The following is an 18,360-nucleotide window of genomic DNA, read 5'->3' as shown; positions in this document are numbered from 1 at the left end:
GTCGGGCCAGTTCGCTCAGGGAGGTCTGGGCGAACAGGGTGCGCAGGTCGATCTCGGCGCCGAGGTCCTGGTGCAGGCGGGCTTGCAGTTGCACGGTCAGCAGGGAATGGCCACCGAGTTCGAGGAAACCGTCGTGACGGCCGACCTGATCCAGGTGCAGCAGGTTTTTCCAGATCTCGGCGATGGCGATCTCGGTGTCACCTTGCGGCGCTTCGTAGGCCTTGCTGGCGAGGGCTTCCAGGCCGGGCTCGGGCAGGGCGCGACGGTCGAGCTTGCCGTTGGCGGTGAGGGGCAGGGCGTCCAGGTGCACGAAGGCGCTGGGCACCATGTACTCGGGCAGGTGCTTGAGCAGGGCGCTGCGCAGTTGCTCGGCCGGAACCGGTTCACCGCAGACATAGGCCACCAGGCGCTTGCTCTCGGGTTGGCCGGGATGGTCTTCCCGGGCAATCACCACCACTTCGCGGACACCGGGGCACAGCGCCAGGGCGGCTTCGACTTCGCCGATCTCGATGCGCAAACCGCGGATCTTCACCTGGAAGTCATTGCGGCCCAGGTACTCCAGCGCGCCGTTGGCCAGCCAGCGTCCGAGGTCACCGGTCTTGTACAGGCGGGCGTCCTGCTCGTTGCTGAACGGGTCGGCAATGAAGCGCTCGGCGCTCAGTTCCGGCTGGTTCAGATAGCCCCGGGCAACGCCGATGCCACCGATGTGGATTTCCCCGGCGATCCCCAGCGGCTGCGGTTTGCCACGGGCGTCGAGCACGTGCATCTGGATGTTGGCAATCGGTTTGCCGATGGGCACGCTCTCGCCGGGATCGCCAGGGCGGCAGTGCCAGGCGGTGACGTCGATGGCCGCCTCGGTCGGGCCGTAGAGGTTATGCAGTTCAACACCCGTCAGTTGCCGTTCGAAACGCCGTTGCAGAGCACGGGGCAGGGCCTCACCACTGCACAGCACGCGACGCAGGGCAGGGAAATCCTGGCTGTCGCGGTGCTCCAGGAACAGGTCGAGCATCGACGGCACGAAATGCAGCATGGTGATGCTCGCCTCGCGCATCACCCGGGCCAGGTAGTCCGGCTCCTGGTGGCCGCCAGGACGGGCCATGACCAGCTCGGCGCCGGCCAGCAACGGCAGGAAGAACTCCCAGACCGACACGTCGAAACCGAACGGGGTCTTTTGCAGGATCCGGTCGCTGGCGTCGACGCCGTACTGGTCCCGGGCCCAGAGCAAGCGGTTGACCACGCCGAGGTGTTCATTCATTACCCCCTTGGGGGTGCCGGTGGAGCCCGAGGTGTAGAGCACGTAGGCCAAATGCTTCGTGGTCAGGCCCAGGGTGCGAGGGTCCGGGTTGTGTTCGGGCTGTTCGACACGCTCGTCGTCATCGAGCACCAGCACCGGGATTGCCAACGCCGGCAACTGCTCCAGCAAGGCCCGGCTACTGAGTACGGCACGGGGACGACTGTCGTCGAGCATGTAGGCCTGGCGTGCGCTCGGCAGGTCCGGGTCGATGGGCACGTAAGCGCCACCGGCCTTGAGAATCCCCAGCAGGGCGACGACCATTTCCGGGCCGCGCTTGAGGCTCACGGCCACGCGGTCATCCGGCTTGACCCCCAGTTCGATCAGGCGATGAGCGAGCTGGTTGGCCTGGCGGTTGAGTTGTTCGTAGCTGAGCAGCGGCCCGCTGTCGCCGCGTACGGCACAGTTATGGGGACGTTGCTCGGCCTGCTGTTCGAACAGCCTGTGGATCAACACGTCCCGCGGATACTCGCGGGCGGTGGCATTGAACTCGACTTGCAGGCGCTGGCGTTCGGCCGCGCTCATCAGCGGGTAGTCGCCCACCGGCGTGTCATGCTGCTCAAGTACCGCTTCGAGCATCGAGACGATGCGTTGTTGCAGAAGACGGGCTTCTTCCACGCTGTAGTAGGCGGTGTTGAAGTTGAAGTCCAGGTGCACGTCTTCGAATGGGTGGTAGTCACGCACGAAGATCGCCATGGGCGTCTGTTCGTAGCCGTTGTCCATGGTGATGACGGTGGAAGAGGTGCCGCCGAACTGGTCGTCACCGTCCAGGCTTTCGAATGACAGCGAAACGTCGAACAGTTGCCGACGCCCGGCCTGTGCGAGGCGCAGGATGCGGTTGAGTTCGGCAATCGGGAAGCGCTGGTGGCGGTAGCAGCGGCGCAGTTGGCCGCCGGCGGCGTGCATCAGGTCCAGCAACGAGGCGTCGAGATCGACGGGCAGGCGAATCGGGCTCACCGAGGAAAACATCCCTGCGGTTTCCTTGGTGCGAGCGTTGGTGCGGTTGTGCACGGGCATGCCGATGACCATCTCATCGACGCCCACGGTACGGCAGAAATAGGTGGCGACCACGCTGATCAACACATGAGCCACCGACAGGCTGCGCTCGCTGGCGAACTGCGTCAGGTCGTTGTAGAGCGCCCGCGGCAGCATCGCCTGGACTTGCGCGCTGGGAGCCAGTTCATTGGCCTGGCCGGTCTTGAAGTCGGCCCGGCGTTGCAGCAGCGACGGTGGCAATTGTGCGTAGGTTTCCTGCCAGAACTCGCGGTCGCGCTCGTAGCGCGACGATTGCAGGTAGGCCCGGTCGTCCTCCAGGAACGACAGGTAGGAATGCCCTTGGGCGACTTCATCGTTGCCGGCCAGCAAGCCGTTGTAGGCGGCGCCCACGGCATGGCCGATCAACGCCACGCCGATACCGTCGGTGACCAGGTGGTGATAACGGTTGAGCCAGTAGTGACGGTTCGGGCCACAACGCACCATGCGCGCTTCCCAGAGCTGGCCGGTCAATTCCGGGAACGGTTGGCGGAAGGCGTTGCGCAGGTACTCCATCGCCAGTCCGGCATCGGCTTCGGCCTCGGAAAACTCCACGACGTCCAGCTTGACCTTGACCTCGGGCAAGACCCGTTGGCGGCCGATACCACCTTCATGGCTGAAGCTCAGCCGCAAGGCGTCATGGTTGTTGGCGACCAGCTCGATGGCTTTCTCGAACAGCGGTATGTCGATTTCGCCCTTGATCTCCAAGGACATGCCGATGTTGTAGTAGGGCAGGTCCGGGTGCGCGATCTGGTCGAGCCAGATGCCCTGCTGGACGGAGGCCAGTTCGTGGGTGGCGCAGTCTTGCGTGGGCAGCTTTTCGGTCGACGAATCCATTTCGGAGCACCTGCAGGCAGAATCAATTGAGGTTTGTCTCCGTTCGAATGGCGGTGCATGAAGGCCTGGGCGACTGCCAATCGGCGGATGCAAATAGTCGTGGAGAGGGACATCGGGGCCGTAGGCAGGCGCCTGATGCAAGGGGGGGCGTCGGGGGGGCTGTGGTGCGGCTGTCGATGGGCCGTCCTGCCGTCCGGTCACGCCTGATGTCCCTTCACAAGGTGGGGAAAAATTAGAGGATCCGTTTCCCGATGTCTGTCATGGGAAGCAGGGACAACGACGGGAAACGCGGCCGTGCGGCGCTTGGGCGTGGTCGCGCGAGTCTGTTATACCAACGACCCTGAGTGAGTTTGCGAGGGTTGAACATGCCACTGATCGCCGAATCGGATCGTCCGGTCTCCAAGTTCTGGAGCCTGTCCCGTTTTCCCAATCACCCGCAGGCAGGGGCGGTCGAAGTGATCGATGCGCTGGCGATTTCCAAAGAGGATTTCACCCGCCGCTACGTCGATCGCAACCGGCCCTGCCTGATCAAGAATGCCGTGCGGCACTGGCCGGCTTTCCACAAGTGGAATCGCCTGGACTACCTCAAGGCTCACTCGCACAACAGTAAAGTGGTGGTCCGCTCGCAGATCGTCTCGGAAGTCATCGGCTGGTCCAATCCCAAGGTCAAGGCCGAGCTGACCGAGTACGCGAACACGGTCTACCGGGACATGCCGTTCCATGAGTTTCTCGACAGCCTGGGGGAGGGCGATTCGCCGCTGGTGGCCGACAGTTGCCGTTTCTCGGAAGGCTCGGCCATCGAGCGGATGAAGGGGGACGTCGGTGGCCTGCCGTTCATGCCTCAGTTGGGCAAGACCCGGGCCTATCCTCCCCATCGCAGTTTCCTGTATCGCAACTCCTACACCGATTGGCACTTCCATGTCACCGACGAGACGTTCATGGCCCAGGTGGTCGGGGCCAAGGAGGTCCTGCTGCTGCCGCCGGACGAGAAGAGTTGGCGGGCGCTGCGACCGGTGATCGAAGAAGCGGGCTACCTGTACGACATCGATACCGGGCGCTTCCCCGGAACGCTGGACCTGCGTGCCCTGCGCACGGTGGTGGAGCCGGGCGATGCGTTGTACATCCCGGTCTACTGGTGGCATGCGGTCCAGTCGATGGACGACGCATTCGGCGCCACGGTCGCGGCCACGTTCCCGACCCCTTTGCATGTCAGCGGCAACATCAGTTCGCCCATCGCCAGGCGGGTGTTGCGCACCTATCTGTTTTCCCGTTATGCGCCCCTGGTGCTTGGCGCGGTGGCGTATTCCCTGGTCTATCGACTGATGAGCAAGTTGGTCGATGTCGCCACCTCCCGCGATGTGCGCACATGAGCCTGGTGAGCGACCGCAGGGGCTTCGATCTGGGGCGGGGTTTCTACTTCCTCTGGTGTGGCGAATCCCTGGCGGTCATCGGCACGGCGCTGATGGAGTTCGCCCTCGGCGTCTGGGTGTACACCCACACCGGCTCGGCGGTGGCGTTCGCCAACGTGGTACTGGCGGCCACCTTGCCGGCCGTACTGTTCCTGCCGCTGGCGGGAGGGCTGGCCGACCGGATCAGTCACCGGGTCATCATTGTCTGTTGCGATGTCAGCCTGGCGGTGCTGTTGCTGGGCGTCATGGCGTTGCTCTGGTTCGAGCGGTTGGAGCCGTTGCACCTGTATATCTTCAATTGCCTGGCGTCGATTGTCAGCGCGTTCCGCAAGCCGGCGTACCAGGCGGCCGTCAGCACGATTGTCGCCCCGGATAAATTCACCCGGGCCTCGGGGCTGATCAGCATCAGCAAGAACGCTTCGGCCCTGGTGGCGCCGCTGCTGGCGGGGGCGATCATGGCGAAGGCCGGGCTGGTGACGATTCTGGCGGTGGATCTGGTGACGTTCTGCTCCGGCACGCTGTTGGTGATCAAGGCGTTTTCCCATGTACGGCCGGTAGCGGCCCATCACGACACGATGACCAAGGGCACGGTGTTCGGCGGTGCCCTGGGCAATGTCGCCGCGGCATTGAAGTTCTTCGTCGCCGAGCGCCTGATGGCGGGGCTGCTGGTGTACACCATGATGCGTAGCGCGCTGTTGGCCCTGGCGACGTTGATGATGACGCCGTTGCTGTTGTCGACCCTGGGCAGCCAGGTCCTGGGCATGGCCTATACCTGGGCGGCCCTGGGTGGTCTGGCCGGTGCGGGGTTGTTGATTTCCATGGGCAATCCGCGCCGGTTGATGGCGATGGTGGCGGTGGCCGACCTGTTGCTGGCGGGGTGCGTCGTTGCCCTGGGGATGGTCTCGCAGGCCGTGGCCTACTGCGCCCTGGCGTTCGTCGCGATCACCATGGCGAGCATCGCCGATGCCAGTGTGAACGCGCTGTGGATGCGCAGGATTCCCTCCGGCAGCCGCGCCAGTGTGTTTGCCTTGATCAGCATGTTGACCATTGCCGCCACCAGCCTGGCCGTCATCGTCGGCGGCTTCCTGGTCGACCATTGGTTCCAGCCGGCGCTGATGCCGGGCGGCCTGTACGCCGATTCGATCGGGCGCTGGCTGGGGACAGGTCCAGGGCGTGGCGTGGGGATGCTGTTCGTGGTCGCCGGGGCGCTGTTTGCGCTGCTGCCGCTGGGCGTTCTTCTCTACGCACCGATGCGCCGCCTGGACGAGGCGCCCACGCCGATGGCCGTGGTGCGGATGGCCGACGGCCCACAGGTCGACCCGCTGTGATGCTGTACCGGATTCCCGTGACAGACAGGCCGGGCCCGCTGGGTCAACCTTCCCAGGCTGGTCCGCTGCGCCCCTCATCGCCACCGGAATCGACAACCCTCAACAAAAGGAGCACCTATGCGCCCGTCGTTTTATGATTCCAGCCGTTTTCCGCACCTCAAGAACCTGGCCGACAACTGGGAAGTGATCCGCGAGGAGTTCCTGGCCCTCGATGCACCGACCCTGACCATCAACCGCGTGGGCAAGTCGATCACCGAGATCGTCGATGAAGTGGCCGCGCACATGGAGGCCGGCGGTGAGTATGGCTGGCTCTGGGGCTGGGGCGACGACATGGACGTCATGCCGGAATGGACCCAATACGGCCTGGTCGCCTATGACACCCCGATCCCCTATGCCCGCGCCGCCATGCCCGGGACCATCGACCTGCTGAGCAAGATCCCCGGGATCAAGCTCTGCGCCTTGCTGCGCATGGAGCCGAACGTTTTCCTTGGCACCCACTCGCATACCGGCACTTGGGAAGAAGGCCTGCTGCACATGCAACTGACCATCGATGCCCCGACCACCCAGAACTATGCCTACCTCAACGTCAATGGCAACTTCAACCAGAGCACCAACGGCAACCTGGTGATCTTCGATGGCTCCCTCGACCACTTCGCCGTCAACGCATCCCGGGCTCACCGCACCGTGCTTTATCTTGAGTTCTATCGTGAGAAGCACATGGCGGCGTGAGGTGCACCGTGACGTGTCTGTACTTGCACTTGGCTTGCGCGGTTCCGGCTAACGCATCGCGGTGCTTCTGATATAACGAGCCGGCGGCGAGCCCAGTGTCTTACGGAACATACTGATGAACGAACTGACGGATTCGTACCCGAGCGCTTCTGCGGTTCGTTGCACCGACTCACCTTCGGCAAGGTTCTGCAACGCCACGATGATTTGCCATTGCTTGCGCCATTGGCCAAAGGTCAGCCCCGTTTCGCTCTTGACCAGGCGCGCCAGGGATCGCTCGCTCATGGCGACCTGGCGTGCCCACTGGGCCATGGTGCAGCGATTTGACGGGTCCTGGGCCAGGCCGCGGGCGATGAAACGCAACTGCGTGGCGGCGGGAAGCGGCAGGTACAGCTGTTCCGAGGGGGCCAGCGCCAATTGTTCGAGGAGTACGCTCGCCACGCGTGCGTTGGCAGAGGCGGGCGGATAGTTCTGAGCCTGGACACTTAGGTGCAGGATCAACTCCAGGACCAAGGGGGAAAGCACCAGCGTGCAGCATTTCTCCGGTAAAGCGGCGGCGCCGGGCTCTACGAACAGATAACCGATCTTGCCGTTGGCGGTCACCCGATTGCTGTGGGCGATGCCGCCCGGAATCCATACGCCGAATCCCGACGGCACCATCCAGACACCATCCTCTACGGTGCATACGATGCCCCCGTGATAAGCCACCACCAGTTGGCCCTTGCGGTGCGTGTGCACGGGAAACTCGGTGTCGTTCCGCTGGCTCTCCAGCATCAGCGCGACGGCGGGCTGGTCGAAGCTATCCAGTTCGAATTGATCAACCGCATAGCGATTCGTCTCGTTCATGGCACTCCATCCGGATTGTCCGAATTTGATTATAGGTTGGCAGCATACTCAATATCGGCAGGATCTCGCAGTCCCTACCATCGTCATCAAGGCCATCAAGGTGATTGCCTACGGCGAGAATCAACCGATGCTGAGCGAAATCACAGTTGCCCACCTCTACCTTCCACCCTTGCTGCTCTATCTGGGCGTTGCCACCTTGGTGTACGGGGTGCTGGAGCGGAGCGCGCGGAGTTGGCTGGATTGGACCTGGCACCCGAGCATGACGCGTTTCTTCGTGTCGCTGATCGTCCTCTCGATCCTGGTCCTGAAGTGTTGAGGGCGGCGCGATGACCATCAATCAACTCCTCAAAATGTTCGTCACCCTTGGGCTCGGCCTGATTGCGCTGCTGTTCTGCACGCAGTTGTGGCGCGCTTATGAGCTGGCCCCCTGGACGCGGGACGGGCGGGTCAGCGCGCACGTCATTCGTATTGCCCCCGAGGTGTCTGGCCAGGTTGAACAACTGCTCGTGGGAGACAACCAGTGGGTTGCCAAGGGTGACTTGCTTTATCAGATCGACCGCAGCGCCTATCTGCTTGCCCAGCAACAGCGCACGGCCGAGCTAGCCGAGGCGCGCAGCGTCTTCGAACAGCGCAGCGCACAGCTCAAGCGTCGCAACCAGCTCGGTGATGCCATTGCGCGGGAGGAGATCGACAATGCGGCCCGGGACCTGGCGGTGGCCAGGGCGCGTCTGGACGCCGCCCAGAGCCAGCTGGCCCAGGCGCGGCTTGACCTGGACCGCACGACCATTCGCTCTCCGGTAGACGGATACGTGACCCAACTGCGCCTTCAGCCGGGTGACTACGCCTCGACGGGCGAGACCAATATCTTTGTGGTCGACAGCCATAGCTTCTGGGTCACCGGGTACTTCGAAGAGACCAAGTTGGCGGGTATTCGAGTGGGCGCTACGGCGTCGATCAAGCTCATGGGCTTTTCGCCGTTGCTCGAAGGACATGTCGCAAGCATGGGCAGGGGTATCGCCGACGGCAACGAACAGCGCGGCAACAATGGTTTGCCTCAAGTGGCGCCGACGTTCAGCTGGATACGCCTGGCCCAACGGGTGCCTGTGCGAATCGAACTGGACCAGATACCGCCGGACGTGGAGCTGGCAGCGGGGATGACCGCCAGCGTCGAGGTCGTCGAGGTTGGGGCTGCGCCACGTTGGAGGCTGACGCAGTGGCTTCAGGCGTTCCTGTGAGGGGGCGCGCATTGCGAATGCTTGGCGCGTTGGCGGGATCATGGAGCCCCCAGACATCGGGCTACATGTTGCGCAGTCTTGCGGCGGCCTCTCTGGCGCTATGGCTGGGTTTCCAGTTACACCTGGAGGCGCCATTCTCGGCGGCTTCGACGGTGTTGCTGCTGATCCATCCACTTCAGGGCACGGTGGTCGGCAAGGGGTTCAATCGGGTCCTGGGAACCGTGGTGGGGCTGGCCGTCGCGTTGCTCCTGACCGGCATGTTCGCCCAGAAAATGTTGCTGTTCATCCTCGGGATCGGGGTATGGCTCGGTCTCTGTGTGGGGGCCATGACCCTGCTTCGGCACTATCACGCCACGGCGGCCGTTGTCGCCGGCTACACGGTCTGCCTTGCCCTGGGCCCCGCCATCGTCACGCCGCAGTTGGGTTTCGATCATATCGTCGCGCGCTGCACGGCGGTCGCACTGGGGGTGTTGAGCCTGAGCCTGGTGGCCACCTTGTTCAGCCGCAAGACCGTCGAGCCCAAACTGAACCGGGCCCTCCAGGACGTCTGCTCTCGCACCGTGCGGTTGCTGGCCACGCGATTCAAGGGGGAACACAGTGCGGATCCGGCGATTGCGCAACGCCCGCTCGCCATCGACATCAGCAAGGTGGACGAGCTGCTCGGAATCGGCCGAGGTGAGTCCTTGCTGATCCGTTCCAGGCTTGCGGCCCTGCAGGCAGGGCTGGCGTATCTGCATGCCGTGGTCTTGGACGGAGGCGAGACCCAACGGTGTGTTTCGCCTTCGTTCGCCCGAACGGGCATGGACCTGCAACAGCTGGCCAACGCATCGCCTGGCTTTTGCGTGGCGGCCGATCGTGTCCGGGAGATGCAACACCGTCTTGCGCAATTGCCGGAAAACAACACGAGCCAACAGCGCTTGAAGGAACAATTGGCAGACCTGTCCAGCGCCTTGTCGAGCTTCGCCAGCCTCGAGCAGGCGCCTCAGACGTCCGCTCGCGCGGTGGGTTTCCACCGACATTATGGCGACGCGCTGCGTAACGGCTTGCGAGCGCTGTTGGTGACGTTGGCAACCGCAGCTTTCTGGTACCTGTCCGCCTGGGACCAGGGACCAACGTTGCTGGCGGTATCGGGGCCGTGCTGCACCTTGCTGGCCACCAGCCCGGCGCCCGTCCAAGGCCTGGCCCGCTTCTTCGAGGGCACCGTCTACGCAATAGTGGCGGCAGCGGCGTGCAAGTTCCTGGTGTTGCCGCACATCAGCGGGCTCGCATTGCTCACAGTCGTGATGATTGCGTTCTGGGCCGTGGGGATTCAGGCCACGACCCGTCCGCGTCATGCCCTGCAAGGCATCGCTTATCTGATCGGCTTCAACACGCTCGTCAGCACAGGCCTGGCCGCCCGGTACGACTTCGCCGACTTCGCCAACCAGGCTCTCGCCTGGATCGTGGCGCTTGCCATATGTCTGTTGGCCTTCCAGCTGCTGCCGGGAAAACCCCACAGCCACCCTGACGTCCTGAGGAGGGCGATGCACAAGGACACCCAGCGGCTGCTTCGTCATGGACACCGGATGGACCTTCTCAAGTGGCAGGCAAGACAGCAGCACCGATGGGTGACCTTGCAGGCGCTGTCGGGGGCAGATGACCAGCAGGCTGCGCGGGCCGGCGTGACGGCCCTGCAATTGAGCAGACAGTTGTTGCGACTGCAACACAAAACCCGCGATCTGGAGCCTGAATCGTCGCTCGGCAAGTGCGCGCGAAGGGGCGACCGACGGATTTCGAAGCACGCTTCCCAACCAGTGATCGGCGCGGCCCAGGCACGTCGAACGTCAAGATCACTGACCCGCCTCGGGGCCCATGACCTGGCGGCTGGCTATCTGGAGTTGGCGAGGCTGCTCGAAACCTATGCAAGCGTTGCAAGCGCGGATATCCGCAAAAGCTTTCGTTAACACAACCAAGGTGAAATGAAATGGAGCCACTTTTTATTCGGATACTGTTCGGCTTGATCATGTCTGTTCCGTGGGTCGCACAGGCCTCGGACGGCGCTGATGCGCTGGAGCGCCGGCAGCAGTCCTTCAAACAGGAGCAGACACGCCCTGCGGGTGGGCATTACTCAGAGACCAGGGCACCTACGGCCGGGAAAGGAAAAACTTCTTCGGCAAGCTGATCACCGCCGGCAGCACTGATCGTCAGGGCTGCCAACACAAATGTTCAATGATTAATCTTGGTTTTCGCTGATACGAAGCATATGCTTACAATATATGAAACGTATAGAGGGCGACCCCAATGGGCATCGTGAACATCGACGACGAACTGCATGATCAACTGCGCCGGGCCACCAAGGTGTCTTGTCGCTCCATCAACGCGCAGGCGGCTTTCTGGATCAAGGTCGGCATGTTGTGCGAGATGAACCCGGAGCTGACCTTCAACGAAGTCATCCGCCGTGAGCTCGACAGCGCGGGCGTGCGCGCCCAGCCACTGGTGATGAGTTGAGCATGGTCAAAAGTCCGGAACAGGTGGCGCTGTTGGCGGAATCCGGCCGACTCCTGGCGTCTGTGTTCGAGCTGCTGGATCAAACCGCGCTCGCGGGGATGTCGACCCTCCAGGTCGATGCCATGGTGGAGCGGTTCATCGTCGACGAGCTCAAGGCCCGACCGGCGAGCAAGGGGCAGTATGGCTTTGCATTCGTGCTCAACTGCTCGGTAAACGAGGAGGTTTGCCACGGCGTGCCATCGTCCTCCAGGATTCTGCGCGATGGCGATATCGTCAATTTCGACATCACCCTGGAAAAGAATGGCTATATCGCCGACTCCAGCAAGACTTACCTTATCGGTAACGTCAGCGCCGCTGCCCGGCACCTGGTCCAGGTCACATACGATGCGATGTGGCGAGGCATCCGCGCGGTACGCCCAGGCGGGCGGTTGGGTGACATTGGCGCAGCCATCGAACATCACGCCAAGCGCAACGGTTACTCAGTGGTGCGTGAATACTGTGGCCATGGCATCGGCCAGCAAATGCACGAAGAACCCCAGGTGCTGCATTTCGGCAAGCCCGGCACCGGCCTGGTGCTGCGCGAGGGGATGGTGTTCACCATCGAGCCCATGCTCAACCAAGGCACCAGCCACGTCAGGACCCAGGCTGATGGCTGGACGGTGGTGACCCGGGACGGGGCGCTTTCCGCGCAATTCGAGCACACCGTTGCGGTGACGTCTTCGGGGGTATCGGTGCTGACGTTGCGCTCGGATGAGGTGGACAGGGTCTGAATGGTCTGGATGGGCATCGCGAAGTCATGATGCTGTCCATGGCATGCATGCTCAGGTACCTGGTTCTTCGGAGTAGCCCAGCTCGCGGATAAACATCGAGAACAGTTCCGGGTGAGAGGAAATGTCCAGCTTTGCGTAGAGATGCCGCCGGTGTGCCTTGATAGTTTCAGGGGAGATCCCGAGCCGCTGCGCCATCGCCTTCGACGAATAGCCGCGAAGAATCAGGCGAGCGATTTCAAGCTCCCGTTCCGAAAGCACACCTTTGCCAAATTTCGCCAGTGCATCGCCGACCGGGGGCAGCAGCGGCACCGAGATCCCGCTGCGGGTCCAGTTGAGCTTGAGCAAGGCCGACACCCATGAGCTGACCAGCGTCAGTTTGCCCAACTCGTCCGGGTCAAAGGCGCGGCGCATGCCCAAGGACAATGACAGCACGCCGTCCGGCAACTGCAATAAGTATTGCACCTCATCTTCCAGCACATGTTCCTTGAAGTAATTGAGGTAGTAATCCGTTTGCCGGAAGTGATCCGGAGCGACTTCTTCCAGGTGATAAAAACCGCTGACCAGCCCTTCGCGAGCGGCCTGGTAGAAAGGGTCGAGCAGGTACAGGCCATCCAGGTACAGTTCACTCGCCGCCGGTGCCGGTGCCGCGTCGTACTCGGCAAGCACATGGGGCGCGGCCTGGGCAGGAAAGTGGATCGCCAGGGCGTTGTCGAACGGCACCCATTGGCGTAGCACCAGGATGATCTGACGCCAGAACCTGGGACTGCCGATCTGCTCGATTGCCCGAGCCAGAGCGGTATGACTGACAACTTCATGAAAGAGAATGTCCACGGCGGTTTCCTTGGCGCGAGGAGGGCATTGGTGCTCGATTCCATGAAGCTGTCAACGGGGGTACCCCTTAGGGGGAATTGTCCGGTAGAGGACAGCTGCCTACAGTCCATCCCTACCAAGCGGGCCGGCGAGCCCGTCACGCATCGCATTTTCGTTCTGCCTCCTAACTCATATAACAAACGAGAGGAATGAACATATGACGTCCCACAGTGCGCCACCCTCCGAGCTCAAACCCACCCTGAGCGTCCCTGATGTCGTTGCGATCACCGTCTCCTCTGTGACACCCGCCAGCTCCGTGTTTGTCATCGCGCCCTTTGCCATCGCCCAGGCCGGTACCGGGGTCATCTGGGCATTCGTGCTCGGCGGGGTGTTGGCGCTGATGTTTGCGCTGTGCTACGCGGAACTGGGTCGAGCCCACAGCGCCGCGGGTGGGGAGTACGTGTTCGCCAAGCGAGTGTTCGGTGGCATGGCCGGCTATACCACGTTCCTGACCGTGCTCGCAATGCTGCTGTTCATTCCACCCGTCCTGGCAACGGGAGCGGCCACCTACCTCAATGCGGCACTGGGCACCCAGTTCGATGGGCAGACGGTCGCCCTGGTCATCGTCGCGCTGAGTTACCTGCTCGGCATCCTGAATATCAAGCTCAATGCCTGGGTCACGGGTGCCTGTCTGTTTCTCGAGGTGGCGGCCCTGATGGTGATCGTGGTGCTGGGCTTCGGCCATGCGCAGCAACCCATCGGCAGCCTGTTCAGCCCCGTTGCGCTCGACAATGGGCTCCTGCACGCAGCACCCTGGGCACTGGTCATCGGTGCGGTCGGCACCGCATTGTTCTCTTTCAACGGCTACGGCGGCGCCGTGCTGCTCGCAGAGGACATGAAGTGCGGCGGCCGCGGTATCCCCAGGGCGGTGTTGTGGTCGCTGGTACTGGTGGTCAGCATCGAGCTGATCCCGCTGGTCGCACTCCTGGTGGGCGCGCCATCCCTCGAACAGATGTTGGCCAGCCCTGATCCGATCGGCTATCTGCTGACGGTCCATGGCAACGAGACGCTGTCACGGCTGGTGAGTGCCGGCATCTTCCTCTCCGTGTTCAACGCCATCGTTGCCTTGGTGATCCAGATCGGCCGGGTGATCTACAGCAGTGGTCGCGATGAGCTGTGGATGCCGACCCTGAACCGCGCCTTCACCCGCATTCACCCTCGATGGGACTCGCCCTGGCTGGCGACGCTGTTCCTGGCCGTGCCTTCCGCCGCATTGACCTTCAGTTCGAACCTGGCGGAACTGACTTCCTTCACCGTCCTGCTGATCCTGTGCGTATACCTGATCGTCGGCCTGTGCGCATTGTTCAGCCGTGTGCTGCGCTGTGACCGCGAGCACCCGTACCGGATGCCGCTGTGGCCTGCTCCAGCGCTGGCGGCCGTGGTGGGGGCGGGGTACCTGCTGACCTCCTTGCTGAGCAGCGCTTCGTCCCGCGACATTTTCATCCTGCTGGGAATCCTGGTGACTTCCGTGCTGCTTTACACAACGTACGGCAAGCTGAGCCCGGCGTTCCAGAAACTCTGAACGAGAGACAACATGCGAGCACGTGACTTTGGCATCACCGTGGGCCTGGGCCAACCCGGCCCGAACAACGCTATCACCGACGTGCCTGGCGTCCGGGTCGGCCATGGGACGCTGGATACGGTCTACGACGGGAAACCGGTGCGCACCGGTGTGAGCGTGATCGAGCCACGCGGCGGTGCCGCGCGTTTTCAGCCGTGTTTCGCCGGCTGCCATGTACTCAATGGCAACGGCGATGCCACCGGCCTGGAATGGATTCGTGAAGCGGGGCTGCTAACCACGCCGATCGCAACCACCAATACCCATAGTGTTGGCGTGGTGCGCGATGCGCTGATCGCCCATGAGCATGCGACATTGGCTGATAGCTCCGTTTACTGGTGCATGCCCGTGGTGATGGAAACCTACGACGGCGTGTTGAACGACATCTGGGGCCAGCACGTGAATGCGGACCTGGTACAGCAAGCCTTGGCCGCCGTGGACGCCGGGCCTGTCGCCGAAGGCGCGGTCGGTGGAGGGACAGGCATGATTTGCCATGAGTTCAAGGGCGGGATCGGTACCGCCTCGCGAAAGCTGTCGGCGGAGCAGGGCGGATGGACACTGGGGGCCTTCGTGCAAGCCAATCATGGGCAACGCCGTGAACTCAGGGTCGACGGATATCCGGTGGGCCGGGCGCTGCTGGACCTGCCGTCGCCCTACGCCGAGCAGGACACGCCCGGCATGGGCTCCATCGTGGTCGTGCTCGCCACCGATGCGCCCTTGCTGCCCCACCAGTGCCAGCGCCTGGCACAGCGGGCTTCGCTGGGTGTCGCCCGGACTGGCGGCGGGACCGACGACTCCAGCGGCGACATCTTCCTGGCTTTCTCGACGGGAAATACCGGATTGGCGCCAGCCGATTACAACCGGCGGGACTTGCCGAAGACGGCTCAGGTGGCAATGGTCAACAACGACCATATCTCGCCATTGTTCGCCGCAGCGGCCGAAGCGGTGGAGGAGGCCATCGTCAATGCCTTGCTTGCCGGCCGAGCCATGCATGCTGCGGACGGGCGCGAGGTGCCGGCCCTGGAGGGCACTCGCTTGCTGCAAGCGCTGGAGAAAGTGGGTTGGCGGCCTTGAACACCCTGAGCATCGCCTTCGGTCGCCCGGATCCGCGCGCCGTTACAAGGTCATCCACAACCGCTCGCGCCTGGCCGCGGTGGAGGTGCCGACTCGCTGTTGCACCCTGACCCACCTCCAGGTGCCGCTGCCCATGGCCAGCACCATGGCCGGCGTCGTCAGCCTGCGCTCCCACTTGTGCAACTGGCGCAACCTCAGCAACTCCTGGGGTAATGCCGAGCCGGGCAGTTTTCGCGCGGCAGCCAACGTGAGGGCTTGTACGACCATGCCCGATACCCAGAGCAGTACGAAGAAAATATGCATCGCCTTGAGCTCAGATAAAGCATGGCGTCATGCCGGTCCATGCAGCGTGGCGTCGCGCAACATTGCCCTGGCCATGAAGAAGCCGCCGAAAGGCAGGCAGGCGCCCAGGATCGCCCTGCGAACTCTTCGAGCGTGTGGAATTGGCCCATGCCGCGGCCTATCAGGTACGCGTCTGCGCCGCCACTTCGAGCGTCACGACCCAGGCTTTCGATCTGCGCGTCCGCCATTCGCTCGACGAGGTGCGAGGCGCCGACACGCTGGTCGTGCCGGGGCTGGCCAACCTTCAGGACATGGTGGCGCCGGCCGTGCTCGACGCGATCCGCGAGGCCCATGCCCAGGGCACGCGCATTGCTGCTGCAATGGCTCGACGAACGCTTGAGCCTGCCCATCGACGTGGCCGAGATGGCCGCCTATGCCAAGGTGAGCGTCAGGACGCTCAATGTCGTTTCACCGAGCAGATGGGCATCAGCCCCGTGCAATGGATGATCCAGGCCCGTGTGGACCGTGCCCAGTGCCTGCTGGAAACCACCGACTTGCCCATCGAACGCGTCGCCGCGGAGGTCGGGTTTGGTTCGTCCGTTTCCTTGCGCCAGCATTTCCTGCACACCGTTGACACGTCACCTTCTGCCTATCGCCAGGCTTTTCGGGTGACAAGCGGCCTCTGCAGCTATACCGGCGACACCCTGGAGTCATAAAGGGCAGAACATCGGTTCGTGATATCGGTCCGCCTTCCCGGGGCGGCTAGGCCATGTCCGTCAGCGCCGGAAAGATCCGGTCGCGCCCGGCACCCTTGGCCTGGTACAGCGCTTCATCCGCCGCCATGACGAATTTCTTGTCGGTGGTGGCCTGGTCTTGTGGGGCAAGAATGCTCCAGCCGAGACTGGCCGTGACCCGTTGCGAAGGGCTCGCCGCGTGGTGGATGTTCAACTGGTGGATAGCGCGATGGATGCGCGTGGCGATCTGGTAAGTCCCGGCGGGATCTGTATCCGGCAGCAGCACCAGGAGTTCCTCACCGCCATAACGAACGGCGATATCACCCGGGCGACGCATGCTGTTCATCACCGCAGCGCCGACTTCTGTCAAACACCTGTCGCCCTCGACATGGCCGTACAGGTCGTTGAAGCGCTTGAAATAGTCGATGTCGATCATGATCAGCCCGAGCGGGCGGCCATTACGACGGCTGCGGCTCATCTCGATGGGCAGTATGGTATCGAGATGGCGGCGGTTGAACAGCCCCGTCAGGGCATCCTGGGTGGCCACCTTCTGCAGCGCCACGTGAGCCGCTTGCAGTGATGACTCGGCTTGCATCACATACCTGATTTGCCGCAGGAGGGCCTTGCCGCAGTAGGCCAGGCAGAGCAGCAGGATCAGGATCACGGCGACGGCGATAGCGGCCTCGGTGTACCAGGGTTGCATCAGGCTGCTCTTGGTCACCCCGACCGACATGAACAATGGATAGCGCGGGTTCAGTTGATAGCTGAACAACTTATCGACCTTGTCCAACACCGACGGCACCATGACTGTGCCGGACGTTGCCACGGGCAGGTGCCGGCTGAAGATCTCACCGGACGCCAAGCTCTGGCCCACCGCCGATGCCATGAACGGGGCACGGGTCAGCACCGTGCCATCCGCCAGTGCAAGCACCACGACGGTGTTCCCGTTGGACAGGAACTCGTTGTAGAAACGAATGAAATAATCCACGCGCAGGGTGGCCAGGAATACGCCGGCGAATGCACCGTCCGGACCGTTGATTCGCCTGGAAACCGGGATGACCAGATCGCCGGTGGAACGGCTCCGGATCACCGGGCCCAAGTGCAGCCCCTGGTCGTCGGGGTGAGCCTGGTGGTATTTGAAGTATTCACGGTCGGCGTTATTGGCCGAAGGCGGGTACGTGTCCTTGTCGGTGCTCAACCACTCACCGGATCGGCCATAGACAAACAGACCCGCCAACTGCGGCATGGCCAGGACCTGACTCTTGAACAGGCGATTCATGCGCGGGCGCTGGAATTTATCGACGCCGTCGACCTCGATGCGCTCAAGAATGCCAATGGACAGTACTTCGATCTGGGTCAGGGAGTCTTCGGCTTGCTGCGACAATGCATGGACGAGGTCGGCATTGTCCTTGCCGGCTTCGGCGAATTGCTGGTGATAGCTGCTGGCCAGGTAAATCAGCCCCAAACCCAGTACCGACGTCACCGCGAGGACCAGCAGAAAGTAGGCGAAACGATTCGCCGCGAATTCCCGGGCAGTGGGATAGGATGCCTGCGTGGCCGCTACCTCGCCAGGGGCAATGGATTCCTCGAGGGGCTTCATGGGTAGGTTTGCACCGTCCTGGTCCTTTGTGGCGGCTTTGACGGTCGTGGTACCACTCGATCCTTCAAAGTCAGCAGTTCCGTACTTCCTGGCTGGCGAGAGCCATCGAAGCCGCTCACGCGCTCCAGATCAAATCAATGCTCCTCACCGAAGATGGGCACGCTATGGGGAGACTAGACACCCGTGCTGAAAATGCCAAATCGGCTGATATCGGTTGCGGAATGGGCTAGGGCATGGTCGTCATTTTGACCGATTCCTGCAAAGACGTTGAAAGTCCTTGT

16 protein-coding genes are annotated in these 18,360 nt (G+C 62.8%); 11 read left to right on the top strand and 5 right to left on the bottom strand.

Annotated features, from left to right (window positions below):
- Positions 1 to 3,160: non-ribosomal peptide synthetase (locus tag CGA22_RS15190; RefSeq protein WP_188258637.1), on the bottom strand; the 3,160-nt coding region annotated here is incomplete at its 3' end.
- 365 nt (positions 3,161 to 3,525) lie between these two features.
- On the opposite strand from CGA22_RS15190, the gene CGA22_RS15185 reads away from it, so the two are divergent.
- The 3 genes from CGA22_RS15185 (at position 3,526) to CGA22_RS15175 (ending at position 6,626) form a co-directional block, all read left to right on the top strand.
- Positions 3,526 to 4,530, top strand: coding sequence for a cupin-like domain-containing protein (locus CGA22_RS15185; RefSeq protein WP_041024149.1), 1,005 nt, complete (start codon positions 3,526 to 3,528; stop codon positions 4,528 to 4,530).
- Positions 4,527 to 5,897, top strand: coding sequence for an MFS transporter (locus CGA22_RS15180; protein WP_041024148.1), 1,371 nt, complete (start codon positions 4,527 to 4,529; stop codon positions 5,895 to 5,897). The genes CGA22_RS15185 and CGA22_RS15180 overlap by 4 nt, the downstream gene beginning before the upstream one ends.
- Before the next feature lie 117 nt (positions 5,898 to 6,014).
- Positions 6,015 to 6,626 carry an aspartyl/asparaginyl beta-hydroxylase domain-containing protein gene (locus CGA22_RS15175; RefSeq protein WP_024780235.1) on the top strand — a complete coding sequence of 204 codons (612 nt, stop codon included), beginning with the start codon at positions 6,015 to 6,017 and terminating at the stop codon, positions 6,624 to 6,626.
- Positions 6,627 to 6,674: 48 nt separating this feature from the next.
- On the opposite strand, the gene CGA22_RS15170 is transcribed toward CGA22_RS15175, so the two are convergent.
- Positions 6,675 to 7,469 carry an AraC family transcriptional regulator gene (locus CGA22_RS15170; protein ID WP_041024147.1) on the bottom strand — a complete coding sequence of 265 codons (795 nt, stop codon included), beginning with the start codon at positions 7,467 to 7,469 and terminating at the stop codon, positions 6,675 to 6,677.
- Here CGA22_RS15170 and CGA22_RS15165 point away from each other — a divergent pair.
- From CGA22_RS15165 to map, 5 genes are all read left to right on the top strand, one after another.
- Positions 7,468 to 7,785 (top strand): DUF1656 domain-containing protein, encoded by a 318-nt coding sequence (locus CGA22_RS15165; protein WP_156996966.1) that lies wholly within the window; start codon positions 7,468 to 7,470, stop codon positions 7,783 to 7,785. The genes CGA22_RS15170 and CGA22_RS15165 overlap by 2 nt on opposite strands.
- A 10-nt stretch (positions 7,786 to 7,795) precedes the next feature.
- Complete coding sequence (locus CGA22_RS15160; protein ID WP_041024146.1) at positions 7,796 to 8,704, top strand: HlyD family secretion protein; 909 nt, start codon at positions 7,796 to 7,798, stop codon at positions 8,702 to 8,704.
- A 65-nt stretch (positions 8,705 to 8,769) separates the two neighbouring features.
- Positions 8,770 to 10,647 carry an FUSC family protein gene (locus CGA22_RS15155; RefSeq protein WP_223194783.1) on the top strand — a complete coding sequence of 626 codons (1,878 nt, stop codon included), beginning with the start codon at positions 8,770 to 8,772 and terminating at the stop codon, positions 10,645 to 10,647.
- Positions 10,648 to 10,984: 337 nt separating this feature from the next.
- Entirely contained in the window at positions 10,985 to 11,191 is a 207-nt protein-coding gene (locus tag CGA22_RS15150) for a ParD-like family protein (protein ID WP_041024143.1), read from the top strand.
- 2 nt (positions 11,192 to 11,193) lie between these two features.
- Entirely contained in the window at positions 11,194 to 11,961 is a 768-nt protein-coding gene (map, locus tag CGA22_RS15145; protein WP_041024142.1) for a type I methionyl aminopeptidase, read from the top strand.
- Positions 11,962 to 12,012: 51 nt separating this feature from the next.
- Here the strand turns inward: map and CGA22_RS15140 are convergent, their stop codons facing one another.
- The gene (locus tag CGA22_RS15140; protein WP_041024141.1) at positions 12,013 to 12,792 is read right to left on the bottom strand and encodes a helix-turn-helix transcriptional regulator; all 780 of its coding nucleotides are present in this window, start codon (positions 12,790 to 12,792) and stop codon (positions 12,013 to 12,015) included.
- 196 nt (positions 12,793 to 12,988) lie between these two features.
- Between CGA22_RS15140 and CGA22_RS15135 the strand changes: the two genes are divergently transcribed.
- Together CGA22_RS15135 and CGA22_RS15130 are read left to right on the top strand one after the other, a co-directional pair.
- Complete coding sequence (locus tag CGA22_RS15135; protein WP_041024140.1) at positions 12,989 to 14,353, top strand: APC family permease; 1,365 nt, start codon at positions 12,989 to 12,991, stop codon at positions 14,351 to 14,353.
- 12 nt (positions 14,354 to 14,365) lie between these two features.
- Positions 14,366 to 15,463: a P1 family peptidase gene (locus CGA22_RS15130; protein WP_041024139.1), complete on the top strand. Its 1,098-nt coding sequence runs from the start codon at positions 14,366 to 14,368 to the stop codon at positions 15,461 to 15,463.
- Positions 15,464 to 15,505: 42 nt separating this feature from the next.
- On the opposite strand, the gene CGA22_RS15125 is transcribed toward CGA22_RS15130, so the two are convergent.
- Positions 15,506 to 15,766, bottom strand: coding sequence for a hypothetical protein (locus CGA22_RS15125; protein WP_052435187.1), 261 nt, complete (start codon positions 15,764 to 15,766; stop codon positions 15,506 to 15,508).
- Between the two features lie 140 nt (positions 15,767 to 15,906).
- Between CGA22_RS15125 and CGA22_RS15120 the strand changes: the two genes are divergently transcribed.
- The gene (locus tag CGA22_RS15120; RefSeq protein ID WP_177329283.1) at positions 15,907 to 16,461 is read left to right on the top strand and encodes a helix-turn-helix domain-containing protein; all 555 of its coding nucleotides are present in this window, start codon (positions 15,907 to 15,909) and stop codon (positions 16,459 to 16,461) included.
- A 46-nt stretch (positions 16,462 to 16,507) separates the two neighbouring features.
- Here the strand turns inward: CGA22_RS15120 and CGA22_RS15115 are convergent, their stop codons facing one another.
- Positions 16,508 to 18,079, bottom strand: a complete 1,572-nt coding sequence (locus CGA22_RS15115; RefSeq protein WP_052435186.1) for a sensor domain-containing diguanylate cyclase — start codon at positions 18,077 to 18,079, stop codon at positions 16,508 to 16,510.
- Positions 18,080 to 18,360 lie beyond the last annotated feature (281 nt).

Source organism: Pseudomonas sp. PSB18, assembly GCF_014596565.1.
Lineage (GTDB): Bacteria > Pseudomonadota > Gammaproteobacteria > Pseudomonadales > Pseudomonadaceae > Aquipseudomonas.
Note: the sequence above shows the minus strand (reverse complement) of the source record. Positions and strands in the feature narration are given on the sequence as shown.

Bases quoted from the DNA above. Each gene is read 5' to 3' on its own strand.
- CGA22_RS15185 (WP_041024149.1), top strand. From the start codon at position 3,526: ATGCCACTGATCGCCGAATCGGATCGTCCGGTCTCCAAGTTCTGGAGC.
- CGA22_RS15180 (WP_041024148.1), top strand. From the start codon at position 4,527: ATGAGCCTGGTGAGCGACCGCAGGGGCTTCGATCTGGGGCGGGGTTTC.
- CGA22_RS15175 (WP_024780235.1), top strand. From the start codon at position 6,015: ATGCGCCCGTCGTTTTATGATTCCAGCCGTTTTCCGCACCTCAAGAAC.
- CGA22_RS15165 (WP_156996966.1), top strand. From the start codon at position 7,468: ATGGCACTCCATCCGGATTGTCCGAATTTGATTATAGGTTGGCAGCAT.
- CGA22_RS15170 (WP_041024147.1), bottom strand. From the start codon at position 7,469: ATGAACGAGACGAATCGCTATGCGGTTGATCAATTCGAACTGGATAGC.
- CGA22_RS15160 (WP_041024146.1), top strand. From the start codon at position 7,796: ATGACCATCAATCAACTCCTCAAAATGTTCGTCACCCTTGGGCTCGGC.
- CGA22_RS15155 (WP_223194783.1), top strand. From the start codon at position 8,770: ATGTTGCGCAGTCTTGCGGCGGCCTCTCTGGCGCTATGGCTGGGTTTC.
- CGA22_RS15150 (WP_041024143.1), top strand. From the start codon at position 10,985: ATGGGCATCGTGAACATCGACGACGAACTGCATGATCAACTGCGCCGG.
- map (WP_041024142.1), top strand. From the start codon at position 11,194: ATGGTCAAAAGTCCGGAACAGGTGGCGCTGTTGGCGGAATCCGGCCGA.
- CGA22_RS15135 (WP_041024140.1), top strand. From the start codon at position 12,989: ATGACGTCCCACAGTGCGCCACCCTCCGAGCTCAAACCCACCCTGAGC.
- CGA22_RS15130 (WP_041024139.1), top strand. From the start codon at position 14,366: ATGCGAGCACGTGACTTTGGCATCACCGTGGGCCTGGGCCAACCCGGC.
- CGA22_RS15125 (WP_052435187.1), bottom strand. From the start codon at position 15,766: ATGCATATTTTCTTCGTACTGCTCTGGGTATCGGGCATGGTCGTACAA.
- CGA22_RS15115 (WP_052435186.1), bottom strand. From the start codon at position 18,079: ATGAAGCCCCTCGAGGAATCCATTGCCCCTGGCGAGGTAGCGGCCACG.